The organism is Brucella sp. JSBI001 (assembly GCF_026014005.1).
Lineage (GTDB): Bacteria > Pseudomonadota > Alphaproteobacteria > Rhizobiales > Rhizobiaceae > Brucella > Brucella anthropi.
Map to the genome: position 1 here is coordinate 4,527,875 of NZ_CP110339.1, position 20,308 is coordinate 4,548,182.

Here is a 20,308-nt window from a genome sequence, read left to right on the forward strand (position 1 = left end):
CGCATATTGCGCTACAGCGCAGGCAACCGCCCGAGCGGAATAAATCCAGCGCTGACCTTACCCTTGCGAACGGCAATCTCCATCACGGGATTGCCGTTTTCATCTTTCGGCATGGCCGAGAGAGCAAACAAAACGGTAGCGATATTGCCACCCTGCTCGGGAAACACTGTCTGACCAGCCTGCGCCAGCGATTGCGGGTTGACCAGTGTCAGCTTCACATCGGCATTAATCAGCCCGTCAGCATCGACCGAAAACGGCCCGGCTACCGAAACCATCGCTCCATTGGGCATGGACAGGAAAGCCTGATTGACGGTACCGGAATGCCCGCGCAACCGTTCATGAAAAGGAGCATCGCCCTTTGCGAGCAACGTCGCGGCATCGGACACATCGATATCCGCCACACCGTCGATTTCAGGGCTGGTGGCTGTACCAATCGCTGCCTTGGCAAGTTTCAGACCGGCAAAGCGACCATTGACCTTCAATGTGTCACCCGAGGCGCTCATGCGGAAATCCATCTGCTCAAGCGTGCTGAGCGGCACTGTCGTGGTGGCTTCGGTGCGAAGACCGACAGCCACTTCACGCGCGGCGAGCTCAATCTCTGTCGGGAACGGACGTGCCAGCCGGGTGTTGGAGGTAAACTTGCTCCAGTTGACTTCCAGCGGTTCCAGCCCCGGAAATTCGATGAAGGCGGGTCCTGTCAGATCGTTCGAGAGGGAACGTGGCGCATAGACCGGGGAACCCGAGGTGAAGCGCCCTGCGCGGAACGCCATGCCTTCAGAAGGACGCTGCCAGGAAATGCTGTCGCAGACGACATTGACGCGCAACGGATAGCCGCCCATGCGCAAGTCTTCGCATTTCACGCCGACGCCCTGAGAGGCAAGCTTGGCCATGTCGGCCTTGGCTCGTGCCTCTAGCCTGTTTGCGATATAGAACCAGCCCGCTGTATAGCCAGCGATCAAGACAAGCAGAATGACAATGAGCGCGATGGGACGCTTTCTGGACTTCGATGCGTTCATTCCAGTATGCGCCATTTCAAAAAGCCTTACATTAATCAGACGGTTGTTTCGAAGAGCCTCGCTCCGGGGTCAGACTGAACATTCCAAACCCCGATATGTTTTGCTCCTCCCGACTGTTGGCCATATTATGGCAGGAATGTGCCTTGTGAAGCGATTGAGAAGAAAAATCGAGGGATATCCGTTGATTACCGGTGGAAATCGGCGTCCACTGATCCATTATGGACACCCTTCATGACCACAGCTCTCAATGACAGGCGAATGAACGATTTCTGGGTTTTCGGCTATGGCTCGCTGATGTGGCGACCGGGCTTTGCACATGTGGAGACCGTCCGGGCGCGTCTTTACGGCTACAGGCGCAGCCTGTGCATCTATTCGCATGTCCATCGCGGAACGCCGGACCAACCGGGTCTGGTCCTGGGCCTGGACACCGGTGGCTCATGTCTCGGCATCGCTTTTCGCGTGCCTGGTGACATGACTGGCGAAGTGATGACCTATCTGCGCGAACGTGAAATGTCGAACCAAGTCTATCACGAAAAGCATCTGCGCCTGCGCCTCGCTGACGGTCGCAATGTCGATGCGGTCACCTATGTCGCAGACCGGCACCACATTCAATATGCCGGATCGCTTTCACCTGAGAGTGCCGCAGCGATCGTCGCATCTGCTCACGGCGATTCCGGGGCCAATGTGGATTATGTCGCCAATACGCTCCAGCATCTGCGCAACATGCGGGTACGCGATCATTGGCTGGAACATGTCAACGATCTCATTCACCACACTATCCAACATCAAACGGGCGGTTCCAGCGCCTAGAAACACACACCGCGCGCCTCAAAAATACCGGCGTTCAATCGCTCGGCCCTTGTTCTTGCCCGATGCAACCGCTACATCTCGGCCAATTGCCAAGGAGGCCTCCATGATCGCATTGTTCCGCACCATTGATTTGGCGCTCGATATCTACACCTATATCATTATAGCGAGTGCCATCTTCTCGTGGCTCTATGCGTTCAATGTCGTCAATTCCGGCAACCGTTTCGTGGCTTCGATCGGTGAGTTTCTCTACAAGGTGACGGAACCCGTTCTGCGGCCGATCCGCAATATCTTACCCAATCTCGGCGGCATCGATATTTCACCGATCGTCCTGCTGCTGATCATCTTCTTCATCCGCCAGTTCATGTGGACGACGCTGCTGCCGCTTTTCCTGTAAGCGCATCACTCGCAAGCCTAAAAACAAAAGCGCCCGGACATTGCCGGGCGCTGTTGTTCTAGAGCATAATCCGACCGGAGTGAAACGAGGATCGATAAGATTAAGCTTAAGATAGAAAAGTTAGAGCGCCGATCTGATCCAATCAGATCGGCGCTCTAAACGGATCGGGAAGCTGTTGCTTACTTGCCCTTGGCGCGTTCGATAGCTTCGACGATGAACTTGCGTGCGTAATCTTCGTCACCCCAGTCACCGATCTTGACCCACTTGCCGGGTTCCAGATCCTTGTAGTGTTCGAAGAAGTGCGCGATCTGCTTCAGAGTGATCTCCGGCATATCGGTATAGTCGTGAATCTTCTCATAGCGGCGCGTCAGGTGCGGCGACGGTACTGCAATGATCTTCTCGTCCTTGCCGGAATTGTCTTCCATGACCAGAACGCCGATCGGGCGAACATTGATCACGCAGCCGGGAACCAGCGGACGGGTGTTGCAGACGAGAACGTCAATCGGGTCACCGTCTTCCGAAAGCGTATGTGGCACGAAGCCGTAATTGCCCGGATAGGTCATTGGCGTATAGAGGAAGCGGTCGACGATGAGGGCGCCGGCCTTCTTGTCCATCTCGTACTTGATCGGCTGGCCGCCGACAGGCACTTCAATGATGACGTTGACGTCTTCAGGAGGATTGGAGCCGATGGAGATGGCATCAATATTCATGATGTGTCCTTTCGTGTCGGGCTCTGATAACGGGTTTCAAGGTTGCGCGCAAGAAAAACGAAAGTTCTAGAAAACGCGGCGAATTGTCGTTCCCGCAACGCAATTGAACGTGATCAGGCCGTTAACATGCTGTGAGGGTTAGGCGCCGAGTTCGTTCAGTCTTTGAACGGCAGTCGGTGGCATGGGTGGTGGATTGGGATCGCGGCTGGCGGCGACCAGAAATTCGTCGCAGGCCGTCTCGGTCGTTTCAATCAATCTTTTGAGAAATTCATCCTTCGGAAGACCTGCCGGAATTGGCGGCAGAATACGGGCGCGAATGGTTCCCGGATAACGCAGAAACTTGCGGCGTGGCCAGTAGAGGCCTGCATTGTGCGCAATAGGCAAAACCGGCAGATTGAGCGCTTCGTAAAGATGGACGATGCCATATTTATAGTGCGGTGGAGCACCTGGCGCCCGACGCGTACCTTCTGGATAGATAAGAATCTGGCGGCCTTCCGCAATAGCCTTTTCCGCGCCCTTGGTGATGGAATGCAGTGCCTTGACGCGAGAACCGCGATCGACCGGGATCATCTGCATTTTCGCGATATACCAGCCAAAAAGCGGAATGCGCATCAATTCCCGCTTCAGGATCAGCACGGGATCGTCAAGATAGGGCAGGAAAGCATAGGTATCCCAGGCAGACTGGTGCTTTGGCGCACAGATATAAGCGCCCTCAGGAATGTTCTCCAATCCTTCAACCACATAGTCGGTGCCGACAATATGCTTCTGGAGCCAGAGATTGACCCGTGCCCACAGCTTCGGCACAATCCAGGCCTTCTTGCGGGGCAGAAGAAAATAGAAAGGCGTATAGACGATCATCTGAACCAGTGTGCAGATATAAAACGCCGCATTGAACAAGATTGAGCGCAGATAGAGAAGCATCAGTCGGTGGAGACCCTGGCTAAAGCATTTTCGTTCCCGACTTCCGGTAAACGATCACGCACGAATTCTGGACTTTCTGCAGAAGTGACGGCATCGATATATCAGGAAGAACGGCCATTTCCATCAGGAAATCGTAATCCGGCAGCAAGATCAATTCTCGGTCGTTACACCCTGATTGGTCTGCGTTCCGAACAGTTCGGTCGTACCCACACGGACAGCGGCGCCAAGATATTTCACATATTCGATAAAGAGCACGCGCAATGTGTCGCCTTCGGAAACCCAGCTATGTTCGCGGCGGTCCCCGTTCACGACCGGATAGGGAATGAATTCCACATCCTTCATGCGATAGGACATTTCCAGCGTGCTGCGCGGAATATGGTAGTTGTTGGTGACCAGGATCACGCGACGATAGTTGTTGGTACGAATCCAGCGTTCGCTTTCGGTCGCGTTGCCAATGGTGTTGAGTGCCGACCGGTCGAGATCGACACAGCAATCGAAGAGACTCTGGTCGGCATGGGTCGCACGCTGCAGTGCCTTTTCATTGGTCGCCGGATGAACACCACTGATCAGAAGCCGCTTTCCTCGCTTGTCCTTCAGAAGATCAACCGCAGCCTGAATTCTGGACTGGCCACCGGTGAGAACGATGATGGCATCGGCAGGCTCATCGATAGCCGGCGGCTGCATGCTGGTGACCTTTTCACCGAACGCGACGAAGCCGACGAGAAACGCCAGAAGAATAACAAACAAAACGATGGAAACGGGCTGGAGACGTCTGAACATGCGCATCATGACAGACCATAGGAAATTGCCGGAGGCAAGTGCAAGAGATTGCAGGTGAGCGCCATTCCGGCTGCGGCGCCAGACCACATCTCCTGAAGAAAACCCGTTTGCTGTCTGCCTCTGTGCCACTGCATCGTCACTCGACCGGTGCCCGCCCGATAGCGCTTGCGGGATTCGCGTACCATCTCTTCTTCCATCATAGCCAGCATTGCGGCGAGAAGTCGGAGAAGCAGACGAAAATCTTGTCTTGAAAGCGTCTGTATCGGAAAAGGTCTTCATTCGGAGCGCACTCCCGGACCGTCCATGGTTGCAAGCTGGCGGATCACCGTCAGGCGGCTGGTCAGCATGGTCAGGAAACTGACCAGAATAATGATGACGGCAGCGCCGATATAGCCATCGCGCCCGATGGCGAAATTACCGAACATGGCGGCAGCCTGATCGCCTTCAGGTGTCGCCATATGGCTCGACGCCCACCAGGAAAACATCAGGAAGACCAGCATTGCCGCCGCGCCACCGCACAGCGCGCCTTTCAGTGCTGTGCGGAAGAAGTGCCATTCAAACTCGCGCGCCACGAATTTCGATTCCGCGCCGATGAAATGCAGAACCTCGATAATATGGCCATTGCCGGACATCGCACCGCGCGTGGCAAAGATAACAGTTAGAACGGTCGCAGCGATCACAAGCGAGAGAACGCCTGTGCCGACGAACACCGTCGTATGCGCCATGGAGACGAGACGGTCGACCAGGTGCGGTGATCATCGAAAGTCGCAGCCGGAATGGCGCGGGTGATTTCAGTCCGCATGGTTTCGAAATCAGGTGGCGCATTTTCATCGATCGTAACGACGACAAGACGCGGCACAGGCAATTCATCGATGTTAAGGCCACTGCCGAGCCATGGTTCGAGCAACCGGGCGGTCGCATCCTTGTCGATGATGCTGGTGCCTTTCACACCGGCAAAACCACGCGCGATTTCGCTGGCCTGAGCCAACGCCTTTTCCATATCCTGCCCGTCGACAGGCCGGATCTGGATCGTGGCTTCGCGAGCTATCTGGCTCTGCCAGGCAGCGGCCGAGGCGCGAACGAGCGTCACGCCGCCCATCGTCAGGCATGCCAGAAAGGTCATGATCGCGATCACGATGACAAGTGCGGTTCCCGTTACGCTGCCATCAGGAACGATGGGACTCGGTCCCTGACGCTTCCGGCGTTTGCCGATACGAACGAGCAGCATGTCCTTGAGGTCTTCGAAACGGGCCCGGATGTCATCCAGTATACGTCGCCAGGCGTTCTTTGCATCAATCATAGATGTCGAGCCGCCCATGTTCGAGGATCATGCGTCGCGCATCCACCTGCTCCATCAGGGAAAGGTCGTGGGTCGCGATAATCACAGCCGTGCCCGAACGGTTCAGCTCGGTGAAAAGGCGCAGCAGACGCTTCGCAAGCGGCGGGTCGACATTGCCGGTCGGTTCGTCGGCCAGAAGAAGTTCCGGCTGATCAATGAGCGCGCGCGCAATCGCTGCGCGCTGCTTCTCACCGCCTGAAAGAACCGGCGGCAGCACATTCATGCGGTCGCCGAGCCCGACCCAATGGAGAAGTTCCTCCACCTCATGACGATAGGTTGCCTCTTCCTTTCCGCGCACGCGCAGTGGAAGTGCCACATTCTCATAGGTGGTCATATGGTCGAGCAGGCGGAAATCCTGGAACACGATGCCGATACGACGGCGCAGAAGCGGAATTTCCGCATGATTGAGCCGCGCAACATCCTTGCCGAAAATATTGATAAGACCGCGCGTCGGCTTCAGGGCCATGAAAAGAAGGCGCATGAGCGACGTCTTTCCTGCCCCGGAAGGGCCGGTCAAAAACTGGAATGAACGCGGCGGAATATGGAAACTGACATCGCGCAGGATCTCAGGACCCATTCCATATCGCAGGCCGACATTCTCGAAACGTATCACCGGGCTGTTTCTCTTCAATTGTCCGCACGCTGAACGACGCACGGATGACATCGATATCAAATCGACCTTTATCCTCTATGGTTAATGTTGCGTTAATTCCGCTCGAACGAGCCTTAAAAAATGCGTGACCGAGGCTGCGGCCATGAAGCATTAACCATTATGAGCCAGTGTGTGGCACCGGTCGAAGGGGCGAAAAACGCAAAGGAAGATGACGGCATGATGGCGAAACAACCATCGACAGCGCAGATGTCGCGCGCGCCTTCGTGCGAAAACCATCGCACGACACGGTTTGCTTCCGATGCCGGACTGATTGAAGACGCCGAATTCGAAACCATCGTTCCGGGGTCATCACCCCGGAAATTCCTCTCGTACGGCATTCCGCAGAAGCCGCTCGCCCCACGCAAGCTGATGTCCGAAACAAGTCTTCCCAGCGGATGGCCGGGATTCGGATATTGGGTTTTCGTCGCTCTTTGCGCGACAACCGCTTTCTGGATGGCGGGCGGATATACACTGCTTGCCGGCAAACCTCTTTCCGGCGGGCAGCCAACCTTGCCGCTCATTTCGGCACTTCAGCTTACTGATCTCAAAACCAGCGTCGGAATGCATGACAAGGGCAAGATTCTGAGTGTCGGCGGCCGCATCCGGAACACCACATCCGAAGAACGCGCCACGCCGCCGCTGATCGTCATGATCACCTATAGCGACGGCAGCAAACGCGAACGCCGTCTGGCTCCTGGTGAAGCAATGCTGAAACCGGGTGCATATATCGACTTCGAAACGATGCTTCCGGCGCTGCGCGGCACCATCGAGAAAGTCGATGTGCGATTGGCCACCCCGGCCTAGCAAGGCCGATCCAAAAAACGAGCCTGGCGCCTCCGGCTACTGCCAGCAACCGAGATTACGCCCTTTGAGATTATGCGCATCGATATCGACCACAAGGCGCGGGTCTTCGCGTAAAAGAACCAGCGTCGTGCGCTGTTTGAGATCGATCTTCTGCCAGCCCGCGCATTCGGTTGGCATTGGCGTGCTGTCGATCTTCACCTTTTCCGTCCACGCAGTTGCCGTGCAGCCGGATAGCGCCGCAACAATCGGAACGACCCTAACGGCATTTAGAACAAGCCTTTGTGTTTTCGTCCCACGATGAGTGTTCAAGGCTGACAACTCCAATCTGCCCCGCGAAATCCCTGCCAATCGATCTTGCATTGGCCGGCGTCGCCCGTTCGACATCTGCGCTTATAACGTGCCGCCGCCCTTCTCCGCAATATAGCTGAGCGGGATCGACAGCTTTTAAAAAAGCCCAGCCGACCAACTCTTACTATCCATCAAAACCCAATTTAGAAGAGATATAAAAGCAAAACACGAATATACGAAGAATAGCTTTTTCGTTTACTGAAATGACGGGAAAAATCCACAGAGAACAAAAGCCTCCAATCAAGTTAAACATGATTGTCCGAAGAAAAAGACGATTATATGCTTCTTGCTAAATGATTCGCATATGGCATTTTTCACTACACCAACCCTGGGGATTTCCATGCTGAACAAATTGTCGGCTGAATTTTTCGGAACATTCTGGCTTGTTTTCGGGGGCTGCGGCAGCGCAATCCTCGCCGCAGCCTTCCCTGAACTGGGCATCGGCTTTCTCGGCGTTGCTCTCGCCTTCGGTTTGACTGTCCTGACCATGGCTTATGCTGTGGGCGGCATTTCCGGCGGCCATTTCAACCCGGCTGTCTCCTTGGGCCTCATGGTGGCTGGTCGTCTTCCAGCCAAGGACCTGATCCCTTACTGGGTTGCACAGGTTCTGGGCGCCATTGCCGCCGCCGCAGTTCTCTTCCTTATCGCCTCGGGCAAAGAAGGCTTCTCCGCCGGTGGCCTCGCTTCCAACGGCTATGGTGAACTTTCACCGGGCGGCTACAGCATGATGGCGGGCCTGCTCATCGAGGTTATCCTGACGGCCTTCTTCCTTATCATCATTCTGGGCTCCACCTCGTCGCTGGCTCCAGCTGGTTTTGCCCCGATTGCCATCGGTCTCGGTCTCACCCTGATCCATTTGATTTCGATCCCGGTCACCAATACGTCGGTAAATCCGGCCCGCTCGACCGGTGTTGCTCTCTTCGCCGATACGGCAGCACTCAGCCAGCTCTGGCTGTTCTGGGTTGCGCCACTCGTCGGCGCGGCTATCGGCGCGATCATCTGGAAAGGCCTGCTCGGCAAGGATTGATCCAGAACGACAACAATGAAAGGCCGGTTCATTCCGGCCTTTCTTGCTTTCAGGGCTCTTTTGCAATCGTCTCGAACAGAGCCGCACAAAAAATGGTTCCGATCATGGGAAGGATGCTGTAAGTAACATCTATCTTCTTGTTGTAACGCATTATCCGACGCAAAGCTGCTACGCACTTTTGCTGGAAATGCTCCAGATGTTATGAGCAATGTCCCCCTCTACCGATGCTTCTTCTGCGGATCGTTACGCAGCTTTCCGGCACTCTGCCTTCAAAAAATACTGGGGCGCCCGTTTCCTGAGCGCATTTGCGGTGCAAATCGTGAGTGTGTCAGTGGGCTGGCAGATTTATGACCTCACCCGCGACGCCTTCAATCTGGGCATGGTCGGACTGGTGCAATTTCTACCGGCCCTGTTGCTGGTTCTGGTAACCGGTGCTGCTGCCGACCGCTTCGGCAGACGCTTCATCATGGGCTTGTCACTTATCCTGGAAAGCGTGGTGACCGCACTGCTGCTCGGTCTGACGCTCGCCGGTCTGTTCGAGCCCCTGACGGTCTTTGCCTCACTCACACTTTTCGGCGTTGCGCGCGCATTTCTCGGACCCTCCTCAGCATCGCTGGTCGTCAATCTCGTGCCGACCGAGGATTTCGCCAACGCCGTTTCGTGGAATTCATCTGCATGGCAGGTGGCAACAATCGTGGGACCTGTCGCAGGTGGTCTGCTCTATGGCATTTCGCCGGTTGCAGCCTATTCCGTCGCCACGCTGTTCCTGCTGATCGGCTCCGTGCTGATCTTTTCCATTCCAAAGCCCAAACAGCACACGCTTGCCGAGCAGCGCTCGCTGACAAGCATGCTCGCTGGCTTCCGCTACATCTGGAAGGAAAAGATCGTCCTTGGCGCCATCTCGCTCGACCTCTTTGCCGTTCTCCTTGGTGGAACGGTGGCGCTGCTGCCGATTTACGCACGCGACATCCTCGATCTCGGTCCGTGGGGTCTCGGCCTGCTGCGATCCGCTCCCGGTATCGGCGCCGTTCTTACCGCCGTCTGGCTGGCCGGACACCCGATCCGCGACCATGCAGGTCGCGTGATGTTCGTCTTCGTCGGCCTGTTCGGTCTGTTCAATATTATCTTCGGGGTCTCGACCCTGACATGGCTGTCGGTCATTGCTCTGGCACTTGCAGGTGCGGCTGACATGATCAGCGTCTATATCCGTGAAACGCTTATGCAGCTTTGGACACCCGATCACGTGCGCGGTCGTGTCAATGCCGTCAACATGGTCTTTGTCGGTGCATCGAATGAACTGGGCGAGTTTCGCGCCGGCCTGATGGCTGCGGCCATCGGCGCTGTTCCCGCTGTCGTCATCGGTGGATTGGGATCAATCGCCGTTGCTGTTGCCTGGGCGGCAATGTTCCCGCAATTGCGCAAGGCCCGTCACCTGCAGGGACGGACTTGATCTCTCAAATCAGAGATGATCAGGAGGCGGACGTGCTACGATTCGCCTTGTCCATGCGATCCTGAATGGCATTCCTGTCGTCCTGCCGGATGCCGACGAGTTCGGCCACGCGCCACATTACGTCGGCCTCGACTTCGCTCACCTTGCCGTCGGCGTAGACCATTTCCCACATCAGTCCGATCAGGTCTAGGCGAGCCTGATAATCGAGCTGCCGCTTCAGAACCGAAGTGAAATCCGAAAGGTCAATCGCTTCCTGATCGGCTTTTTCCGCTGCCTGGATGAGTTGTTTCAGACTGTCGCCTTTAAGGCCATATTTCTGTGACAGCATCGAAGAAAGCTTCTTACGCTCGCTTTCCCGCGTTTCGCCGTCGGCATCCATGATGTGATAAAGCAAAGCGGCGGCGGCCAGTCGTGGATCATCATTGGAAAATTTTTCGCTCCGGTCACGAAAACCGCCGGCCGGGAGTTCTTTTAAAAAATCCAGAAGACGATCGAACATTCACCCTCGCTGCCATGTTTGCGACTTGCCAGCCGTTACGGCGATTCCGGCATCTTTGTTAGCAACATCGAAGGTAACGAGCTGAATGCGCCACGCAAGACGGTAAACAGTCTTGCGCAACCGTTTACCGTCCAAGAGATGGGCTGCGTTGTTTTTCGGCAACGATTTCTCGGAAGCCTGATCAGAAAAGCCTCAATCCACTCTGGGCTTTTTGTGAAGATTTGTTTTCGTCAACACCCGGATCGTCCACCACCAGATGCGCGCGACGCGGCTCGTCTTCCCTATCGTCATCAGTCGCGACCACATTTGGGACAGGCGACTTCACCTCCTCGACCTTCTTTACCGAAGGGGCTGGCGATACCTTGACCGGCTCGGCGGCGGGCACGATGACTTCAGCTTCCTCAACATCGCGAACAGGCGACTTTCTCTCCACGACGGCTGATGCATCCACTACGCCAGCCTTGTCTTTCGGCTCTGCAAGAACCAGCGGATTGCCCGACTTTGCTTCCACCGGGCCTTTGATTTCAGGTTTTTCCGCTTCAATGGCTGGAGCAAGTTCCACGACGGGAACCTTCCACTCGAAGCTGTTGAGGCGTCCCGTAACCGGCGATACAGGCGACCATTGTTCTGAAACATAACCGTCGGCGGTCCAAGCGGGATCACGCGGCGCTTTGACGGCTCGCGCCAGCCATTCACGAACCTTACCCTGATCGCCCGTTTCAGCTTCTTCAATATCGGCCAGCAACAGATAGGCGCTTTCGCGCGGCGAAGCACGCAGAACCTGCTCGGCACTGTCACGGGCAAGGCGATAATCACCCGCCTCATAGGCAGCGCGCGCCAGCGCAAGACTGCCCTCGGCATTGTTGGATCGCAGCGATACGAGATGCTTTGCACGCTTCAATCGATCCTGTGCCGTATCGCCGGATCGTGCATAGACATAGGTTGAGGCAATGTCAGGATGCGGAAACCGCTTCCAGGCCGCTTCCAGAATTTTCGAACCTTTTCGCATATCGCCATCGGAAAAAAGCGCACGCGCGGCAACCACGGCAGCAGGCACCAGATCGGGTGTCAGCTTGTTTGCCTCCAGCGCCAGCGCCTTTGCCTGCGCATGATCAACATCGGCGACTGCCATCGCCTTGGCGGTCAAAAGTGCGGCGCGTTCTTTCTTCACCACATCCTTGCTATGGGCGAGTGCCTGTTTGCGTGCATCGACAAGCTTCAGCGCCGCATCCCAGTCGCCCTCGGCACAAAGCTGGCCCATCATGGCTGACGAGGCCCATTCAAGCTGCGGCGCTTGGCTCGCGGCTTCGGCGGCATAATGGCGTGCGGCATCGAGAGCGCCAACGCGCTGGGCTTCGATGTAAAGCCCGCGCAAACCGAGCAACCGTGTCTCGGGATCATCCACCATCGCTTCGAAGCCTTTGCGGGCATCTTCCGTGCGCCCTTCCAGCATAGCGGTCTGCGCTTCGAGAAGCTTTATCAGCGGCTCCTGATCGGAACTCAGCAATTTGCCGGCCTGCTTGGTCATGCGGCGCGCTGCTTCCGCATCGCCGGCCCCGGCTGCAATCAATCCGGTTGAAAGCGACTGATAACCACGATCACGCTTGCGCGCACGAAAATGCCTGCGCAGCGTGTAAGGTGACTGGATGATGCTCTTGACCAGCCACCACAGGATCAGGATGGCCGCGACGATGGCAACGATCCCCGCAACAGCGGTTATCAGCGGTACATTGTAATGATTGCCCGCAAAAGTGACATCAAGTTCACCCGGACGGTCCGCAAGCCAGGCAAAGCCGAAACCAAGCGCGGCAACGACGACGAAATAGAACAGGACACGCAGCATCGGCCCGCCTCCTACTGACCGGAAGAGGCCGGAGCCTCGCCGGTTTCACCCATAGACGACTTGGGTTTCAAGCTGTCGGCAACGAGGCGCTGCACCAGTGCATCAGCGTCACGCCGCGCCCGAATCTGATCAGCGAATTCCTGCGAGGTAGCCTTGGCATCAGCAGGCAACTGTTCCCATTCGCTGAGAGCACGCTCCAGATCACCCGCCTGCAAGGCGGCCTCCATTCGGGCCGTGATCGGTCCGGCACCAGTGCCGGTGACATTGCCCGCAACCGGGCGCACGCTTACCAGTCCTCTGGCGCTGGCGACAAGCTGATCCCAAATTCCGGCATCGGCAGGCAGCTTGTTTTCCGTCGCGACGATCCGGTTCGCAACAGCACCGAACCACGCATTCAGGTCGGCAACGGTCGGAACGCCCTTGTCAGCGTGGGCGCGCAGCTGTTCGATGGATGCCTCGTCCGGTGCAACCGAAGCGTAAGTGTCCAGTTCCGCCTTGAAAGAACCACCACGATCAATCGCCGTTTTCAGCGCATTGGCCGCTATAAGCGCCGTCGCATCGGGCTGGCGTGAAGCCTGGGTGACCTTCTCCTGCAAGGAGGTCAGTTTCGATTCGAGCGATGAAATCGTGCCGCTGTTTCCCGAAACTCCGGCTGTCGCCTCATCCGCCCGGCTCTGTGTCGCTGAAAGCTTGCTTTCCAGCGCGTCCAACCGCTCGGTCAGAGCAGTGGTATCGACTGCCGCGTCCTGCTCAGCCTCTTTCGGCAAGGCGGCAAATTGCTGCTGAAGATCGGCGAAGGAACCTGCCACCGCCTCTGCCTTGATCTCGGCTGCCTGAACATTCTTTTCCAGAGCCGCAAGCTGCGCGCGGCTTGTATCGTCAAGCGGCGCCGGCGTCGGATTGGTCCGCAAGTCGGCGATCTGCTGTTCCATATGCGCAAGCTGTTCCGCTGTCACTCTCGCGCCCGGAGAGGGGATAACATTGCCCCATTGCAGCGCCAGCAAACCGCCAAGCCCGATTACACCACCAGCAATACCGGCCAGAAGATGCGACGCGCCCGCACCGCTCTTTTGAGCAGTCTGCTGGGTTTCCGGTTTCACGCCCGAGGTAAAAGGTGGTTTGGTATAAGTCGAACTTTCCGGCGTTTCCGTCTTCACGGTCTTTTCGGCAGTCGTCGCTTCGGGTTTGGGTGATACAGGCTTCGGGGTTTCAGATTTTGAGAAATTTCCCACCGGCTCCGCATCTGGCGTCGCCTTCGCCGGTTCGTCAACCCGCTTCACATCCGATGGATCAAGATTGATTGTCACAGGATTACGGGCCGATTTGGAGTGTCGCGGAGTGCCGGGTTTCGCCATGGATCCTCTCGTAAATGCCGATTGGTTGCCTCAAACTCTAACAGATAAAATCGCCAGATGAAGGAAGGTTGCGCCGAAATGAGTCAAAGTTTGGCAAACAGCCGGAAAAGTCCGCCTTCATCCGGATGGTCTGCGACAAGCGCATTTGCCCGCCAGAGCGACGGCAACCGGTCGGCCACACGGGCAGAAATGCATAAAAACCGCGTTTTCTCGTCAAAAGGCGGCGCGATTTCATGCATCGCTTCGACGAAGCTCGTCGCGGCAACGCCGGAATAGAGCATGACCGCGACAAAAGGCGCGCCGTCAAGCACATTCCGAAGTGCTGACGCAGAATAAGGAATTGTCTCCGTGTCATAGACATCGGCAACATGCATATCGAGTTTGGCGGCCTGTATCTCGTCCTCGAACACCGGTTGGCGCACCCGTCCGGCGAGATAAAGAACACGGGATTGTTCGGGAAGATCGCGCCGCATCGTCGCTGCAAGACGAACCGCATCACCGCCCCCGTCGATCACATGACCGAACCCGGCCTTCTGCGCTGCCTGCGCTGTTCCCTGTCCCACAGCAAAGAGCGGCAGGCCAAGAAACGGCTTCAGCCGTTCCGTGTCGATATGGTGAAAGGCATTGGCGCTCGTCACTGTCAAAGCCGCAAACGGGCCATCGGGCAGAGCAAAGGAAAGCGCAACGGTTCGGCTCAGTGGAAGGAGAACCGGCTCATAGCCTCTCGACGCCAGTTTGGCGGCAGTCTCGGAGCCAGCCGGCTGTGGCCGCATCACCAGAACGCGACCAAGAGATGCGATTTGTGCTGGCCCCGCCAAATCTACTCCCAGCCCTCGAAGAATTGGGGACCAGCCTTCGCGCGCAGATGCTCCGCGGCTTCTTTGCCAAGAACGGCGGCATTTGATGCCGGACCTTCCGTCCTTATCTCGTGCGCTTCAGACCCGTCCGGCTTCAAAATCATGCCGTGAAAGGAAACCGTATCGCCGTTCACGGTTGCAAGACCGGCAATCGGCGTGCGGCAGGAACCGTCAAGGGCAGCCAGAAATGCCCGTTCGCAGGCAAGTGCAATACCAGTCTCGCGATGCGCAAGGGGCGCCAGCAGCGTGTCGATACGCGTATCGCCGATACGGGTCTCGATGCCGATGGCACCTTGTCCCGGCGCAGGCGGGAAGCTTTCCGGATCGGCCAGGTCTGTAATGACATCGCCTAGCCCCAGACGCCGCAACCCCGCACAGGCGAGAAACGTCCCGTCGACTTCTCCGGCTTCCAGTTTGCGAAGGCGAGTATCGACATTGCCGCGGAAAATCACCACTTGAATGTCGGGACGAAGACGGCGGATCAAAGCCTGACGACGCAATGATGACGATCCAACAGTTGCACCCTGCGGCAGATCGATAAGGCGGGAGGCCGTACGACCGATAAAGGCATCGCGCGGATCTTCGCGCTCAAGGAAAACAGAAAGATGCAGACCATCGGGCAGAACCGTCGGCATATCCTTGGTCGAATGGACCGCAAGATCGATTCGACCATCCGTCAGCGCCTGCTCGATCTCTTCGGTAAAAAGCCCCTTGCCGCCGATCTCGGAAAGCGCGCGATCCTGAATACGGTCGCCCGCCGTCGACATGGGAATGATTTCAATGGCTTCTTCCGGCAGACCATGTGCCTCCATAAGGCGGCGACGCGTCTCGTAAGCCTGGGCGAGAGCAAGCTTGCTGCCCCGCGTGCCTATCTTCAACGTGCCATTCTTTAAGGATGCTGTTTGCATATTGCGTCGTCCATGGTACCGGATTTTTTCAATGAATTATGAGACAGGCAGGGTCTAACCGCAAATGCGCATTCTTGGAATAGAAACAAGTTGCGACGAAACAGCCGCCGCAATCGTCGAACGTGACGATCAAGGTGAAGGACGGATTCTGTCCAATGTGGTTTTGAGCCAGATCGCCGAGCACGAACCCTATGGCGGTGTGGTGCCGGAGATTGCCGCACGCGCCCATGTCGAAGCGCTGGACCGGCTGGTTGCGCGCGCGCTCGAAGATGCCGACATGAAGCTTGCCGATGTCGATGCGGTGGCCGCCACGGCAGGACCGGGGCTGATCGGCGGACTGATCGTCGGGCTGATGACCGCCAAGGCACTGGCCATGGCGGCACAGAAGCCGTTTTATGCCGTCAACCATCTGGAAGGCCATGCATTGACGGCGCGTCTGACCGACAGCCTGCCGTTTCCTTATCTGTTGCTGCTCGTTTCCGGCGGTCATACGCAGATGGTGCTGATACGCGGTATTGGCGACTACGAACGCCTCGGCACCACTATTGACGACGCGCTGGGCGAAGCCTTCGACAAAACGGCAAAGCTTTTGGGTCTGCCTTATCCGGGCGGTCCGGCAGTCGAACGTATGGCGCTTCAGGGCAATCCGAAGCGATTCGCCCTGCCGCGACCGCTGAAGGGCGAAGCACGGCTCGATTTTTCCTTTTCCGGTCTCAAGACGGCAGTGCGCCAGACGGCAACAGAACTGGTTCCATTGTCGGTGCAGGACGTGGCCGATATTTGCGCCTCTTTCCAGACTGCAGTCGCCGACACGCTGTCCGACCGGGTGGGCCGGTCACTTGAACGTTTCAGAAACGAATTTCCCGATTGCGAAACACCGGCGCTTGTCGTTGCGGGCGGGGTCGCGGCCAACAAGACCTTGCGCGCCGCGCTCGAAACTCTTTGCGCCCGGCACGGTTTCAGCTTCATCGCTCCGCCGCTCGATCTATGCACCGACAATGCTGCAATGATTGCCTGGGCCGGTGCCGAACGGGCCGCAACGGAAGCTCCTGATTCGCTCGATCTTGCACCGCGCTCGCGCTGGCCGCTTGACGAGAAGTCGGCTCCGCTGATCGGAACCGGACGACGTGGAGCCAAGGCATGAGCGAAAAGACTAGCAAGATTGCTATTCTGGGTGGTGGTGCCTGGGGCACGGCCCTTGCGGCTATGGCATGCAGCCGCGGCCATGATACATGGCTTTATGCCCGCGACGAGGCGATGGTCGAAGCCATCAACCGGACACACCGCAATCCGCGCTATCTGGGCGAGATCGACCTTCCCGGCGCTATAAATGCAAGCACGGACGTGGCTGCTGCCGCCGAACATGCGGATGCCGTTCTGGCCGTCATTCCCGCGCAGGCCATGCGCGCCGGGCTTTCGCAGTTGAGCAGTCTTATTCCGCAAACCGCACCCGTCGTGCTCTGCGCGAAAGGGATCGAACGCAGCACCGGACGGCTGATGTCGGAAATCGTAGCCGAAGTTCTGCCGAACCATCGGATCGCAGCGCTATCCGGTCCGAGTTTTGCAACAGACGTCGCCAGAGGGCTTCCGACCGCTGTGACGGTTGCCTGCGAGGAAGCAGCAATTGCCGATCGGCTCGCAGCACTTCTGTCCGGTCCAGCCTTCCGATGCTATTCGACAACCGATCTAAAAGGGGTCGAAATCGGCGGTGCCCTGAAGAATGTCCTCGCTATTGCCGCCGGTGCTGCCGTCGGGCGCGGGTTCGGCGCAAGCGCACAGGCTGCTCTCGTCACGCGCGGGTTTGCGGAACTCCGCCGCATCGGTCAGGCCATGGGTGCCAGACCCGAAACCATCATGGGGCTTTCCGGTCTCGGCGATCTGATGCTGACCTGCTCTTCGTCACAGTCACGCAATTACTCCTACGGGCTGGCACTCGGACGCGGCGAGGATCTGACCAATCGCCCGCTTGCCGAAGGCGTAGCGACCGCACCGATTGCCGCCGAACTATGCCGCAAACATGCTATCTCCGCACCCATCATCGATGCGACGGGAGCACTGCTTGACGGCACCATCACCATTGACGAAGCCGTGACGGCTCTGCTCAACCGACCACTCAAAACCGAGGACTAGAGCGTGATCCCGAAGGTGGGAACCGGTTTTCGGACAAGATCATGCTCGAACGGAAAGGATAATTGACAATGCTTTTTGCTCTTCTGTGCAACGACAAGCCGGACCATCTGCAAGTGCGCCTCGATACGCGCCCTGCACATCTCGACTATCTCAAGGGTCTTGGTGACGGGCTGAAGTTCGCAGGCCCCTTCCTCGGTGAAGACGGCAAGCCAAACGGCAGTCTGGTCGTTGTCGAAGCTGCCGACAAGGCCGCAGCAGAAAAGATCGCTGCCAACGATCCTTACGCACTGGCAGGCCTGTTTCAGAACGTAACCGTGCGTCCGTGGAATTGGGCGATCAACAATCCCGCCAACGCTTGAGGCTCATGACTGATGGCTTACTGGCTGTTCAAATCCGAACCGTTCAAATGGTCATGGGAAATGCAGAAAGCCCGTGGCGAAAAAGGCGAGCAATGGGACGGTGTGCGCAATTATCTGGCGCGCAACAACATGCGTGCCATGAAACTGGGCGACAAAGGCTTCTTCTATCATTCCAACGAAGGGCTGGAAGTCGTCGGCATCGTCGAGGTCTGTGCGCTGGCGCATCATGACAGTACGACGGACGATCCGCGCTGGGAATGCGTGGATATCAGAGCTGTGCGCGACATGCCGAAGCCGGTAACGCTGAAAGATGTGAAAGCCAATCCGAAGCTAGAGAAGATGGCGCTCGTCACCTCGATGCGTCTTTCGGTGCAGCCAGTGACGGAAGATGAATGGATCGAAGTCTGCCGCATGGGCGGACTGGACGCAAAGAGCGCTTTGGCATGAGCATGTCTGCATCCCCAAACCGGTTCCCGCTTTAGGGAGACATGCTCTGATGCTCGATCCGGCACATAAAAGCGCGCGTGATTTCATTCTGGCCAATACCAGCCTGCAAGCGCCGCCGCACGTGCCGGAAATTCGTCTGCATCTGGCCGATGAAGCGCACGACCTCTGGCACAAGACCGAGGAAGAGCTTGCTACAATCGGCCTGCCACCGCCCTTCTGGGCTTTCGCCTGGGCTGGTGGTCAGGGTGTGGCACGCTATATCCTTGATCATCCAGAAACGGTGAAAGACAAGACGGTACTCGATTTTGCATCCGGTTCCGGCCTTGTCGCCATTGCCGCCATGCAGGCAGGGGCATCAAGCGTGCTGGCATCGGACATCGATCCCTTCGCGCTTCCCGCCATCGAGATCAATGCATCGGCCAATGGAGTGTCGGTTGCTCCCTCTCTGGATGACCTCATCGGCAATGACGGTGGTTGGGATGTGATCCTGGCAGGCGATGTCTTTTATGAAAAGCCGCTCGCCGAGCGGCTCATTCCCTGGTTTGCAAAACTTGCCGAACGTGGCGCCCGTATCGTCGTCGGCGATCCGGGACGCGCCTATCTCCCGAAAGACCGGCTGCAACAACTTGCCGTCTATACCGTGCCTGTTACCCGCGCCCTTGAAGACGCTGAAGTGAAGCGAACGACCGTCTGGGCGTTTATTTAAGCAAATTTCTTCGCACCCGCCACACACACGACGACCACCGCTGCCGTCGCAACCATACCCATACTGACGGGTTCCCCCGCAATACCGGCAGCCAGCATAAGGCCAAAGAAAGGCTGGAGAAGCTGTAACTGGCCGACAGTGGCGGCACCGCCCTGCGCAAGGCCGCGATACCAGAAGAAGAAGCCGATCAGCATCGAAAACAGCGAGACATAGCCGAGGCTTATCCAGGCTGGCGTGCCGATGCCTGCCCATGTCTCCGGACGCGTCAAGACACTCAGCGGCAGCATGACCGGCAGCGAGAACACCAGCGCCCAGCAGATAACCTGCCAGCCGCCGAGCCTGCGCGAAAGCTGCGCGCCTTCGGCATAGCCCAGACCGCAGACGATAACGGCAGCGAGCATCAGCACGTCACCCAGAAGCGTGGACTGGCTTCCCTGCCCATAGGCATAGGAAGCGACAATGAGGCTTCCAACCACTGAAAACAGCCAGAACATCGGGCGCGGATGCTCACCACCGCGCAGGACAGCGAAGATTGCCGTGGCGAGCGGCAGCAGTCCGATAAAGACAATCGCATGGGCAGATGTCATGTGCTGAAGGGCAAGCCCCGTCAGAAGCGGGAAACCGACGACCACGCCAAGCGCCACCACAATCAACGAGATGGCATCGTTCCGGCGGGGAAAAGGTTCCCGAAACGCCAGCAGAAGCGCCATGCCAAGCAGTCCAGCGATAGACGCTCGCGCCATTGTCAGAAACGTCGGATCGATATCGATCACCGCCAGCCGCGTTGCCGGCAGCGAGCCGGAAAAAATCAATACGCCCAAAAACCCGTTGACCCATCCGGCGGTCTTATTCCCAACATTCTCACGCATAGTGTCTTTTCGACTTTCTCTAAAATCGTATAAGGATTCGTGAGACAATGCCGTGGAACTGCCCGAATAATCAGAGACAGTTTC

The 20,308-nt window shown here is 57.3% G+C and carries 22 protein-coding genes and 1 pseudogene; 10 read left to right on the forward strand and 13 right to left on the reverse strand.

The features are described 5' to 3' along the window. Positions 1-11: 11 nt before the first annotated feature. Positions 12-1,031 carry a DUF2125 domain-containing protein gene (locus LJ361_RS21690; RefSeq protein ID WP_029375802.1) on the reverse strand — a complete coding sequence of 340 codons (1,020 nt, stop codon included), beginning with the start codon at positions 1,029-1,031 and terminating at the stop codon, positions 12-14. A 216-nt stretch (positions 1,032-1,247) separates the two neighbouring features. On the opposite strand from LJ361_RS21690, the gene LJ361_RS21695 reads away from it, so the two are divergent. Further along, positions 1,248-1,826, forward strand: coding sequence for a gamma-glutamylcyclotransferase (locus tag LJ361_RS21695; protein WP_029375803.1), 579 nt, complete (start codon positions 1,248-1,250; stop codon positions 1,824-1,826). Between the two features lie 103 nt (positions 1,827-1,929). Beyond that, the gene (locus LJ361_RS21700; RefSeq protein ID WP_010657538.1) at positions 1,930-2,220 is read left to right on the forward strand and encodes a YggT family protein; all 291 of its coding nucleotides are present in this window, start codon (positions 1,930-1,932) and stop codon (positions 2,218-2,220) included. Between the two features lie 179 nt (positions 2,221-2,399). On the opposite strand, the gene ppa is transcribed toward LJ361_RS21700, so the two are convergent. The 5 genes and pseudogenes from ppa to ftsE all read right to left on the reverse strand — a co-directional run bounded on the left by ppa (position 2,400) and on the right by ftsE (position 6,547). After that, complete coding sequence (gene ppa / locus LJ361_RS21705; protein WP_010657539.1) at positions 2,400-2,930, reverse strand: inorganic diphosphatase; 531 nt, start codon at positions 2,928-2,930, stop codon at positions 2,400-2,402. A 138-nt stretch (positions 2,931-3,068) separates the two neighbouring features. Continuing rightward, entirely contained in the window at positions 3,069-3,851 is a 783-nt protein-coding gene (locus LJ361_RS21710; RefSeq protein ID WP_010657540.1) for a lysophospholipid acyltransferase family protein, read from the reverse strand. 150 nt (positions 3,852-4,001) lie between these two features. After that, the gene (locus LJ361_RS21715) at positions 4,002-4,910 is read right to left on the reverse strand and encodes a YdcF family protein (RefSeq protein WP_010657541.1); all 909 of its coding nucleotides are present in this window, start codon (positions 4,908-4,910) and stop codon (positions 4,002-4,004) included. Continuing rightward, positions 4,907-5,949: pseudogene (locus tag LJ361_RS21720) on the reverse strand (cell division protein FtsX). The gene LJ361_RS21715 and the pseudogene LJ361_RS21720 overlap by 4 nt, the downstream one beginning before the upstream one ends. After that, positions 5,924-6,547 (reverse strand): cell division ATP-binding protein FtsE, encoded by a 624-nt coding sequence (ftsE, locus tag LJ361_RS21725; RefSeq protein ID WP_029375806.1) that lies wholly within the window; start codon positions 6,545-6,547, stop codon positions 5,924-5,926. The pseudogene LJ361_RS21720 and the gene ftsE overlap by 26 nt, the downstream one beginning before the upstream one ends. Before the next feature lie 252 nt (positions 6,548-6,799). Between ftsE and LJ361_RS21730 the strand changes: the two genes are divergently transcribed. Continuing rightward, positions 6,800-7,426, forward strand: coding sequence for a hypothetical protein (locus tag LJ361_RS21730; RefSeq protein WP_050897419.1), 627 nt, complete (start codon positions 6,800-6,802; stop codon positions 7,424-7,426). Positions 7,427-7,462: 36 nt separating this feature from the next. Here the strand turns inward: LJ361_RS21730 and LJ361_RS21735 are convergent, their stop codons facing one another. Continuing rightward, complete coding sequence (locus tag LJ361_RS21735) at positions 7,463-7,735, reverse strand: hypothetical protein (protein ID WP_010657545.1); 273 nt, start codon at positions 7,733-7,735, stop codon at positions 7,463-7,465. Positions 7,736-8,114: 379 nt separating this feature from the next. Here LJ361_RS21735 and aqpZ point away from each other — a divergent pair, with 379 nt between their 5' ends. After that, a complete protein-coding gene (aqpZ, locus tag LJ361_RS21740; RefSeq protein WP_010657546.1) occupies positions 8,115-8,801 on the forward strand; it encodes an aquaporin Z in 687 nt (228 codons plus the stop codon). A gap of 208 nt (positions 8,802-9,009) precedes the next feature. Beyond that, a complete protein-coding gene (locus LJ361_RS21745) occupies positions 9,010-10,251 on the forward strand; it encodes an MFS transporter (protein WP_010657547.1) in 1,242 nt (413 codons plus the stop codon). Between the two features lie 19 nt (positions 10,252-10,270). Here the strand turns inward: LJ361_RS21745 and LJ361_RS21750 are convergent, their stop codons facing one another. The 5 genes from LJ361_RS21750 to hemC form a co-directional block, all read right to left on the reverse strand. Then, positions 10,271-10,750, reverse strand: coding sequence for a TerB family tellurite resistance protein (locus LJ361_RS21750; protein ID WP_010657548.1), 480 nt, complete (start codon positions 10,748-10,750; stop codon positions 10,271-10,273). A 181-nt stretch (positions 10,751-10,931) separates the two neighbouring features. Further along, positions 10,932-12,593, reverse strand: coding sequence for a heme biosynthesis protein HemY (locus LJ361_RS21755; RefSeq protein ID WP_010657549.1), 1,662 nt, complete (start codon positions 12,591-12,593; stop codon positions 10,932-10,934). A gap of 11 nt (positions 12,594-12,604) precedes the next feature. Further along, the gene (locus LJ361_RS21760; RefSeq protein WP_010657550.1) at positions 12,605-13,948 is read right to left on the reverse strand and encodes a COG4223 family protein; all 1,344 of its coding nucleotides are present in this window, start codon (positions 13,946-13,948) and stop codon (positions 12,605-12,607) included. Positions 13,949-14,031: 83 nt separating this feature from the next. After that, the gene (locus tag LJ361_RS21765) at positions 14,032-14,721 is read right to left on the reverse strand and encodes a uroporphyrinogen-III synthase (protein WP_043061810.1); all 690 of its coding nucleotides are present in this window, start codon (positions 14,719-14,721) and stop codon (positions 14,032-14,034) included. 47 nt (positions 14,722-14,768) lie between these two features. Beyond that, positions 14,769-15,713, reverse strand: a complete 945-nt coding sequence (gene hemC, locus LJ361_RS21770; RefSeq protein WP_010657552.1) for a hydroxymethylbilane synthase — start codon at positions 15,711-15,713, stop codon at positions 14,769-14,771. Between the two features lie 64 nt (positions 15,714-15,777). Between hemC and tsaD the strand changes: the two genes are divergently transcribed. From tsaD to LJ361_RS21795, 5 genes are all read left to right on the forward strand, one after another. Beyond that, complete coding sequence (gene tsaD, locus LJ361_RS21775; protein ID WP_010657553.1) at positions 15,778-16,857, forward strand: tRNA (adenosine(37)-N6)-threonylcarbamoyltransferase complex transferase subunit TsaD; 1,080 nt, start codon at positions 15,778-15,780, stop codon at positions 16,855-16,857. Next, a complete protein-coding gene (locus LJ361_RS21780; RefSeq protein WP_010657554.1) occupies positions 16,854-17,843 on the forward strand; it encodes an NAD(P)H-dependent glycerol-3-phosphate dehydrogenase in 990 nt (329 codons plus the stop codon). Before tsaD ends, LJ361_RS21780 begins: the two co-directional genes overlap by 4 nt. 68 nt (positions 17,844-17,911) lie before the next feature. After that, positions 17,912-18,202 (forward strand): YciI-like protein, encoded by a 291-nt coding sequence (locus tag LJ361_RS21785; protein ID WP_010657555.1) that lies wholly within the window; start codon positions 17,912-17,914, stop codon positions 18,200-18,202. Between the two features lie 12 nt (positions 18,203-18,214). Then, entirely contained in the window at positions 18,215-18,649 is a 435-nt protein-coding gene (locus LJ361_RS21790) for an EVE domain-containing protein (RefSeq protein ID WP_010657556.1), read from the forward strand. A 49-nt stretch (positions 18,650-18,698) separates the two neighbouring features. Then, the gene (locus LJ361_RS21795) at positions 18,699-19,355 is read left to right on the forward strand and encodes a class I SAM-dependent methyltransferase (protein ID WP_010657557.1); all 657 of its coding nucleotides are present in this window, start codon (positions 18,699-18,701) and stop codon (positions 19,353-19,355) included. Here the strand turns inward: LJ361_RS21795 and LJ361_RS21800 are convergent. Continuing rightward, on the reverse strand, positions 19,352-20,224 hold the full coding sequence (locus LJ361_RS21800; protein ID WP_010657558.1) for a DMT family transporter: 873 nt from the start codon (positions 20,222-20,224) through the stop codon (positions 19,352-19,354). The two genes, LJ361_RS21795 and LJ361_RS21800, sit on opposite strands and share 4 nt — an antisense overlap. Positions 20,225-20,308: the final 84 nt, after the last annotated feature.